This window comes from Oikeobacillus pervagus, from assembly GCF_030813365.1.
Lineage (GTDB): Bacteria > Bacillota > Bacilli > Bacillales > DSM-23947 > Oikeobacillus > Oikeobacillus pervagus.
This window is the reverse complement of the sequence record NZ_JAUSUC010000071.1, coordinates 1-9175: the sequence shown is the minus strand read 5'-3', so window position 1 is coordinate 9175 and position 9175 is coordinate 1. Positions and strand designations below refer to the sequence as shown.

Genomic DNA, 9175 nt, shown 5'->3' with positions numbered 1-9175 from the left:
CTTGATTTCCAATGTTTTCTATTTTGCATTAAACATTGTAACCATGAAGGGAGAATTTGACCCTTTTCTTTTTACACAATTATATGGACTTTATCAAATAAAATGGGAAATGTGCAAAAGCCTAGAGAGCCAGTGCAAATCAGTCTGGGAAATATGCAAAAACAGTTGGGAAATATTCAAATTCAAGAAAAATAAATGCAAATCTCGTAATAAGTAAGAATGAGAGAAGAAGCAATCGGCCATGTGCGGATTGCTGTTCATTAAATTTTTACTGCTTCAAAATCAACAAATTCCTTTGGTCATTCCATGCTACTATTGTGAACTTGCCACCAATTTTCCATCTTTCATCGAAACGATACGATCACAAAGTGGAAGGACGCTTTCGTCATGTGTTACTAAAATCGCTGCTTTTTGGTGGGCTTTCACTTCTTTTGCAATCAGTTCAATAATTTCCCAACTTCTACTGGAATCAAGGCTTGCCGTTGGTTCATCGGCTAAAATAATCGAAGGATTATTCATAAAAGCCCGTGCGATAGCTACTCTTTGTCTTTCTCCCCCGGATAATTGATATGGATAATGATGGATTCGATGGCCCAAACCAACAGAAGTTAATAATTTTTTTGCTTGTTCATCTACTGATTCCCCTGTTTTTCCTGCTACTTTTGCGACATATTTTAGCTGGTCTATCACTTTTAAATAGGGAACAAGATTGGATGACTGAAAAATATAGCCGATTTCATGTAGACGTATATCTGCTTTCTTAGTTTGCCGGAAGGGGACAATGTTTTTTCCATCAATAAGTACTTCACCTTCATCCGGAGATAAAAGAGCTCCTGCGATCGATAAGAAGGTGCTCTTTCCCGAACCAGAAGGACCGACAACCGCGACTAATTCTCCTTTATTTGCTTCAAAGTTAATCCCTTTTAAAATTTCGATCGTTTTATCGCCATCTTTAAAATTTTTCTTTACATCTTTCAAAACTATAGGCGTCATTATTGTACCCTCCCCATGGCTTGAATTGGATCTGCTTTAGAAATATTCACAATGGAAAATAGTGAACCAACAATCGAAACGGCTAATAGAATGGCTGAATATTGTAATATCAACGGTAAATCAAATGTAAATGGGATATCACTAGGCAATACCCTTCTCATAACCCAGGTAAAACCGATGGACGCTCCGATACTCACGACAGACAGTGTGAACACCTGAATGACTGTCACTCCAGCCAAATAAGAGGTTTTCGTTCCCATCGCCTTCAATATCCCGAATTGATTCATCTTTTGAATCGTTATGATATAGAAAAAGGCGACTAATACAAAGGCAGTAATGATGATTAAAAAGATCAGCATCATAAAAAGCGAGCTCTGTTCGGCTTCATGACCTGGAATCCCATTTACAATCTCTTCTTTTGGCAACCAATGGCCATCCGCAATCATTTCTTTCACTTGTTTCTCTATTTTGGGGTCCTTATTTTTTAACACGAGACCATTGTAAAAAACTTTCCCATTTTTCTCGGTTAATTTTTCCCAGTCTTTTAAACTAATGAAAGTGACAGGAGTATGGCTAAATGTTGCATTGTCCGTAAAACCCACAATACGAAAGGTTAATTCAGATGTTTCTTCAAATAATGAGTCACCAATCTTTACCCCTTCATCTTTTAAAGAGGAGTCGGCCACAATAGAAAGTTCATTTGTTAAATTTTTCCCCTCAACGATGGAGGGCATTAGGAAATGTTTTGAATCGACAGCCATAAAGCTAATATCTACTTTTTTATTTGTAGATTGATCGATTAAGGATCCCATCTGAATGCCAAGCGGTTGAACATTGAAAGAGTTATAATGATCTACTGTGCTTTTCTCTATGCGAGAGCGATCGATTCGGTTATCCGCATCTTTTTGTATATAAAACTCCTCCCCATTCATACCGAGAACAGCAGAGGCATTGTCGTCAGAAAGTCCGTTTGCTAGCCCACTTATGACATAGACTAGAAACGAAGTAAAAAATAATACAAAACAGATTAATAAATATCGAAGCTTATAAAATGTTAATTCTTTTAAAGAAAGAGCAAACATTAAAAAATCACCTTCCTATTCTTCATTTCGCTATTAAGGATAACGAAACAATATGAACGGAAGATGAACGTGTTTTTACAGTTTTGGTAGATGAATGATAAAGGTGGTTCCTTCTTCTTTTGTACTTTCAACGTGAATTTTCCCATTATGAAGCATGATTACCGACTGAACGATGGACAATCCAAGCCCGGTTCCTTCCACTTTTTTTGATCGCGAAGCATCCACTCGGTAGAAACGGTCAAAAATACGTTCTTTTTCCTCATCAGATAATCCAATTCCAGTATCTTTAAAAGAAATTATTATATTGGTTTCATTTTCGGCAAGGGTAATATCAATGGATCCGCCATCGTGATTATATTTCATTGCGTTAGTGAAAAGGTTTTCCCATACGTGTTGGAGCAATTCAGGATCTGCCATAATCATCGTATCAGGCAAAGAGTAACTAATCATTATGTTCTGTTCATAAGTTTTCCATTGATAGCTACGAATCAAATCTTTCAACTGATGTGCGACATTATACTTTTTCTTTTTTAATAAATCTTTGCTTTGCTCAAGTGAATTTAAAATGAGCAATTGTTTTGTCATTTTTGAAAGACGATTCGTTTCACTTTCGATAATTTGTAAGTATTGTTGCCTTTCTTCCTCCCGCAATGAATCATTCTGAAGTAATTGAATATAGCCCTTAATATTTGACAAAGGAGATTGAATATCGTGAGTAATATTGGATGTAAACTCTTTTCGAAGCTCTATCATTCGCTCTAATTTATGAGCCATATCAGTAAAATGGAGAGCAAGCTGTCCTATTTCATCATGACGATGGATGTCAAGCTCAATGGAAAAATCCCCTCTTTTTAATTTTTTCGTTGCATTCGTCAATGTATGGATCGGTTTGATTAAAAATTTTGTACTAATCATAACGAATAGAATGCTTAACAAAATCGTCAGCAATAACAGCCACCCAAATAAAACATGCATCTCATTAAAAAGAAGCTTAATGTCTGGACGTACAAACATGGCATAATGGTGACCGCCAATTGTAAGGGGCACACCGATTGTATTTATTAATTCATTCGCGAAAAAACCGGTAATAAAAGTACCAGTTGGAAATTGTTCAATCCCATGATAAGTCTTTCCTGATAATACATCTTCAATCGTCTTCTTTGGTAAATATTTTACCCGATATGGAGTGCCAAAAAATTGTTCCTCTTCTTGTTGAGAAACTAAATAAATTTGATACCCTGTTCGAGAGACTTGGTCAAGATAGTCGTCAATATGTATTTCAGGATGCTTCTCAGCAAAGGTAGCAATTTCCACCGCAATCTTTGTGTTTTTTTCATCATTCAATGGTTTTAAAATGTGCTGGTAGTAATAATTAGAAAGAAAAAACGCGATGATACTGCTTGCTACCATAATAGTGATAAATGTTGCGGAAAATTTTGCCGTCAAATTTCTCATGCTTTCGTTTCCTCTAACTGATACCCAACACCGCGGACCGTTTTAATCGTTAAATCCTTTGAGTGCTGAATCACTCTGGTTCGTAGTCGTTTAATATGAACATCAACAGTTCGTTCATCACCCTCATAATCGATTCCCCAAATGGCTTCAATTAAATGGCTTCTCGTAAAGGTTCGGTTAGGATTGGACGCAAGAAAGGCTAGTAACTCAAATTCCTTTAAAGGCAATAAGAACGTACGTCCATTCACTTCAACTTCATAGCTTTTCTGATTGATCATCGTATCTCCAATGCGGAGGATCGCTTCACTTTGTTTATCATATCTCCTTAATAACGCTTGAATTCGAAATAGCAATTCTTTGATTTCGAACGGCTTAACCACATAATCATCCGTCCCCGCCCTAAACCCCGTTGCTTTATCTTCCATTTGATCTTTAGCAGTTAGTAAAATAATGGGGAGGTCGTAAACCTTACGAATTTCTTTTGTTAATTCAAAACCATCCATATGGGGCATCATCACATCAACAACCGCTAAATCACAACGATTGGATTCAAGTTGTGTTAAGGCCTCTTTTCCATCAGCTGCTTGACGGACAGTGAAACCATTTTCTTCTAAATGCTTGCTAATAAATCTTCTAATATTTGAATCATCATCTACGACAAGAATCGTCATCATGATCTTTCTTCCTCCCTTTTTCTTTAAAAATAGGATAATTATAAGTTGAACTAAAAGAAGGAGACTCACTAAGAGCTTATATTATTTTCTTCTAAAAAAGAAACTTGTCTCATACATTTTATTATTCGCTCTAGTAGCTAAGAATAGATGGAGTTCATAAAGCTATTGTATGTAAATAGCGAGGTTTCCTAAAATAATTGGACCAAAATAATTCTGAGAACTTAAGGGTTTATTGTGTTTGTTGTTTTTGGGTAGGAAAAAGACTGCCTCTATGCAATCAGAAGGGGAGAAGAAATGAAATCATTTATAAAAGGAACTTTGCTGCTCTGTGTAGCAGCATTTTTCGGAGAATGTTTAGAGTTTTTAACGAACATGATCTTGGCCAATGAACTTGGGGAACATGGGATGGGAAAATATATGTCGATTTTACCGTCCGTGTTTTTAGTCGTCATCTTAGCTAGTTTCGAATTGCCCATTTCCATTTCAAAATTTATTGCTGAGAAGGAAACGACCTTTCATAGGAGTATGTTACATCATGCTATGAGACTAGCCATTTTCATTACTTGCGCTTTATTATTAATCACTACGTTTATTTTTTCCTTTTTTCCCGTGTTTCATGATTTTCATCCAATGACCCGTTGGCTTGTTCTGATTTTAATTCCAGTTGTATCCTTTTCATCTGTTGCCCGGGGATATTTTATGGGCATTCAACAAATGAAGCGAATTGCGGTAGCCAACTTTTTACGGAAACTTTTTCAATTGGCATTATTGGTCCTTGTCTATCGATTATTTGATTTTAATCAGGAGATGGCCATTCTTGTTGCATTAGGAACGGTTATCGCGAGTGAGATTATCGTCTTCCTCTATCTAATGTATTCGTATTACCTGCAAACAAAGATATTGAAACGAGTCCCGAAAAAATGGTTAACGGGGAAAGAGGCACGTAAAAGTTTACTGTCTGTATCATTGCCGACGACAGGAATGCGTATTTTTAACGCAGTGACCAATGCGATTCAACCTTTTTTTATTACTTATGTACTTGGGTTATCCGGTTTAACAAAGGTTGTAGCAACGGAACAGTATGGAATGGTAGCGGGAGTTGCTTTTTCCATCGGATTTTTTCCTGCATTTATTGCCCATTCCTTATTAGTGATGTTGATTCCGACTGTCTCAGAGGGGTATGCCAAAAAGGATATGGAAAAACTGCGAAGGTTATTGAAACAAGTAATCGGAATTACAATTTCCTACGGTGTACCAGCGATGGTTATTGTATATTTCTGGGCGGATTTTTTTACACAATGGTTTGTTCCTTCGTTGGAGGCTGCTTATTTTTTACAATTATTACTTCCTTATTTTCTTTTTCATTATATCTCTATTCCGTTACAAGCCATTCTTATTGGGATTGGCCTTGTGAAGGATACCTTTTACCATACGGTTATTGCAACGATAGTGGAGTTCGGTTTTATTTATATTCTTGGTTCACATGGGAGCTTACAAATGAAAGGGGTCATTCTAGGAATGAACTTCGGAGCTGTTCTTTTGGCCCTGCTTCATTACTTCACAATATGTAAAAAATTAGGAGTTTCCTTGTTGCTAAATAAATTTAATGAAAGAGTGCTGTATTAATGAAGTTGCGCAAAAAATACGAGATTTAGCGCAAAAATTCTTGGGAAAATCGCATAAATCTTGGGAAATAAGCATATCTGTTTCATAAATGTTCATATCTCCATGGGGAATAATCATATACAATTGGGAAATATGCAAATACTTTAGGAGCATGCAAAAAATCATCGCAAAAGCCCTTGGTCAAGGAGGCGATGATTTTTTGATTTCTTCTGAGATAGAAGAAATATTGTAATTTACCCAATCGGTCATTCGCTGATAGTTCTTTTCTCAAACCGAACTTCCCATCTTAAAGAGGTTAACGGTACGAAAATATCTTTTTTTAAAAAGATGTATGCTGGTTTTGTAATGGTTGCCGGTTTAACGCCTTTTGTAATTTTGGAATGAAGACTAAAGAACAGATCGTGACAACGGTGTCTAGTGGGAAATAAGCGGCCATCCACGACCACGCGATAATATAGCTGAAGCTGTCTGGAGCCTCCGCCCAATATTTAAATGCGATATACATATAATTGGTTCCAATAAAATAATTGATGATGATTGCCAAACTGCCTGCTCCAATATAGGTAAAAAGGGAGCGCTTCTTTTGTTCAAAAAATTTCCCAACGTCATAAGCAATGAGGATAAAAGAGATCACGAAGCCGAATGTTGGGCTTAATAAACTAGCGGGTCCTCCTTTAAATTGGGCAAACACTGGTGCCCCCGCTAATCCGATAAACATATAGGCTGTCATTGAAATTGCCCCAAGTCGACTTCCAAGAATTCCTCCCGCCAAAATGGCAAACATTAATTGTAATGTAATGGGTACACCCCCAATTGTTAAAAAGGGAGATACATTCGCTCCTACCCCCATTAATGCTGCAAACAATGCACAAATAACGATTTCCCTTGCTTTCATAATAACCCTCCAAATGAAAAAATAGTATGATTGTTGACTGTCCTTGCTTGTCGTGGCAGAACAGTCGCCTCCACATTTCTTGATGTCCAGTTGCGGCTCCTAGGCGCTCGAGGTCAAAAGTCAATCTCCTTCAGAAGGGAAGATCGCCTTCTTACGGATCTTGTCTTTTGCTTGTCGCGCCTACTCAGTCGCCTTCACATTTCTTGTTGCTCACTATTATGATATATGTTAACATTTTTGTAAATAAGGTTAACATATATTTTTTTACTGGAGGGGTAGGAATGTCTGTTTTTTTCTTGACTGGAACGGATACAGATATTGGTAAGACCGTTGTTACGACATTGCTTGCAAGTTTTTTTAAGGAACATGGTCTACAGTTTTTTCCGTACAAACCGATTCAATCAGGGGCAATTGAACAGGATGGAAAGTTGATTGCACCCGACCCTGATATGTATCGATTAGTAATGGGCAATCAAAATGAAGAGGATTTTAATACGTATTTATTGAAAAAGCCGAGCTCACCTCATTTAGCAGCTGAATTGGAAGGTGTTCATTTTGATTTTTCATTAATTAATGAAAAAATTAATAGCTTGCGAGATACATATGATGGGGTCATTGTGGAAGGGGCAGGGGGACTTTATGTTCCAATTAAAAAAGATGGTTACAGTATGATTGATTGGATCGAAAATCTAAAGGTTCCGACGATTTTGGTTGCACGAGCGGGTCTTGGAACAATTAATCATACTGTACTCTCGATTGAAGCAATGCAAAAAAGGGAGATTCCGATAGCGGGGCTCATTTTGAATCATGTCTATGATGAAGATGAAACAATTGAAAAAGATAATGTACAGATGATTCAAAAGCTCACAAATGTTCCAATCATTGGGACTGTCCCTTATTGCGAAAATATTCGAGAAGTACTTATCGATAAAGACAAAAGAAAAGAGTTACATGCTAATTGGAATATGAATATTTTAAAGGAGGCTGTTGTAAATGAACCCGCAACAATTATTTGAAAAAAGTAAAAAATATATGTGGCTCCCATTCACACAGATGACCGATTATGAACGTGATCCACTGATTATTGAAAGTGGCGACGGAGTTCGTCTTAAGGATATTTACGGAAATGAATACTTAGATGGAAATTCCTCACTATGGTTAAATGTTCATGGGCATCGCAAAAAAGAAATTAATGACGCTATTATAAAACAATTAGATACCATTGCACACTCAACGCTACTTGGGGCAGCAAATGTTCCGTCTATTTTACTGGCTGAAAAGCTGATTGAGATTGCGCCAGAGCCGTTATCTCGTGTGTTCTACTCCGATAGCGGGGCTGAATCTGTTGAAATTGCTGTGAAAATGGCCTATCAATATTGGCAAAACAAAGGAATCAAAGGGAAAACAAAGTTTGTCACATTAAGTAATGGTTATCATGGGGATACAGTGGGAACGATGAGTATTGGATCAATTGAAATTTATCATAAAGTCTATACTTCTTTATTATTCGATGCACTTGTTGTGCCATTTCCATCTGTATATCACCACGAATCTTCAGATGAACAAGTGGTTTGCCAAGAAGGCTTACAACTACTTCGCGACTTATTTGAAGAGCATCATGAAGAAATTGCCGGCATGTCCGTCGAGTCGATGATGCAAGGTGCTGGTGGGATGAATATCATGCCAAAAGGATATTTAAAAGGTGTGGAAGCTTTATGCCGCGAATTTGACATTTTACTTATTGTAGATGAAGTGGCGACAGGATTTGGTCGTACAGGAAAAATGTTTGCTGTTGAACATGAGGATGTACATCCTGACATCATGACGATGGCAAAAGGGATCACGGGTGGATACTTACCTGTTGCGGCCACTTTAACGACAGAAAAGGTGTATGAAGCATTTTATGGAGAATATGAAGAAATGAAAACTTTCTTCCATGGTCATTCTTATACAGGGAATCAACTTGGCTGTGCAGCGGCTCTTGCCAATTTAGAAATTTTCAAGAATGAAAAATTAGTTGAGCAAGCAAGCCAAAAAGCGGAATATGTGAAAGAATTACTTCAAGAGGTAAAAGATCTTGAACATGTAGGGGATATTCGCCAACTTGGATTGATGTGCGGAATTGAATTAGTGAAGGATTGCCAAACAAAAGAGCCCTTCCCTTGGGAGTTGCGAGTTGGATATCAATCTACATTAAAAATGAGAGAACTGGGAATGATTACACGTCCACTTGGAGACGTCGTTGTTTTCATGCCACCACTTGCTGCAACATTTGAAGAATTAAAAGACATGGTGGAGATATTAAAACAAGGAATCATCTGGGCAACAACCGAATACACAAAAGAACGAGTGTAAGAACAAAAGCGGAAGCGCCTGTTCATCGGCGTACGGATTTCGTAGGTTTCGACCGAGATAAAGGAAACACAGCGAGCCGGTTTTGCGAGCTGATG

General features: G+C 37.4%; 8 protein-coding genes. 3 read left to right on the top strand and 5 right to left on the bottom strand.

Going from position 1 to position 9175, the window contains the following annotated elements:
- Positions 1 to 312 precede the first annotated feature (312 nt).
- The 4 genes from J2S13_RS15880 to J2S13_RS15865 form a co-directional block, all read right to left on the bottom strand.
- Positions 313 to 993, bottom strand: coding sequence for an ABC transporter ATP-binding protein (locus tag J2S13_RS15880; RefSeq protein WP_307258824.1), 681 nt, complete (start codon positions 991 to 993; stop codon positions 313 to 315).
- Positions 993 to 2075 (bottom strand): ABC transporter permease, encoded by a 1083-nt coding sequence (locus J2S13_RS15875; protein ID WP_307258823.1) that lies wholly within the window; start codon positions 2073 to 2075, stop codon positions 993 to 995. The genes J2S13_RS15880 and J2S13_RS15875 overlap by 1 nt, the downstream gene beginning before the upstream one ends.
- A 75-nt stretch (positions 2076 to 2150) precedes the next feature.
- Complete coding sequence (locus tag J2S13_RS15870) at positions 2151 to 3530, bottom strand: HAMP domain-containing sensor histidine kinase (protein ID WP_307258822.1); 1380 nt, start codon at positions 3528 to 3530, stop codon at positions 2151 to 2153.
- A complete protein-coding gene (locus J2S13_RS15865) occupies positions 3527 to 4204 on the bottom strand; it encodes a response regulator transcription factor (RefSeq protein ID WP_307258821.1) in 678 nt (225 codons plus the stop codon). The genes J2S13_RS15870 and J2S13_RS15865 overlap by 4 nt, the downstream gene beginning before the upstream one ends.
- 294 nt (positions 4205 to 4498) lie before the next feature.
- On the opposite strand from J2S13_RS15865, the gene J2S13_RS15860 reads away from it, so the two are divergent.
- The gene (locus J2S13_RS15860) at positions 4499 to 5830 is read left to right on the top strand and encodes a polysaccharide biosynthesis protein (protein ID WP_307258820.1); all 1332 of its coding nucleotides are present in this window, start codon (positions 4499 to 4501) and stop codon (positions 5828 to 5830) included.
- Between the two features lie 319 nt (positions 5831 to 6149).
- Here J2S13_RS15860 and J2S13_RS15855 read toward each other — a convergent pair whose 3' ends face one another.
- Complete coding sequence (locus tag J2S13_RS15855) at positions 6150 to 6725, bottom strand: biotin transporter BioY (RefSeq protein ID WP_307258819.1); 576 nt, start codon at positions 6723 to 6725, stop codon at positions 6150 to 6152.
- 281 nt (positions 6726 to 7006) lie between these two features.
- On the opposite strand from J2S13_RS15855, the gene bioD reads away from it, so the two are divergent.
- Complete coding sequence (gene bioD / locus J2S13_RS15850; protein ID WP_307258817.1) at positions 7007 to 7741, top strand: dethiobiotin synthase; 735 nt, start codon at positions 7007 to 7009, stop codon at positions 7739 to 7741.
- Positions 7719 to 9080: an adenosylmethionine--8-amino-7-oxononanoate transaminase gene (gene bioA, locus J2S13_RS15845; protein WP_307258816.1), complete on the top strand. Its 1362-nt coding sequence runs from the start codon at positions 7719 to 7721 to the stop codon at positions 9078 to 9080. The genes bioD and bioA overlap by 23 nt, the downstream gene beginning before the upstream one ends.
- Positions 9081 to 9175: the final 95 nt, after the last annotated feature.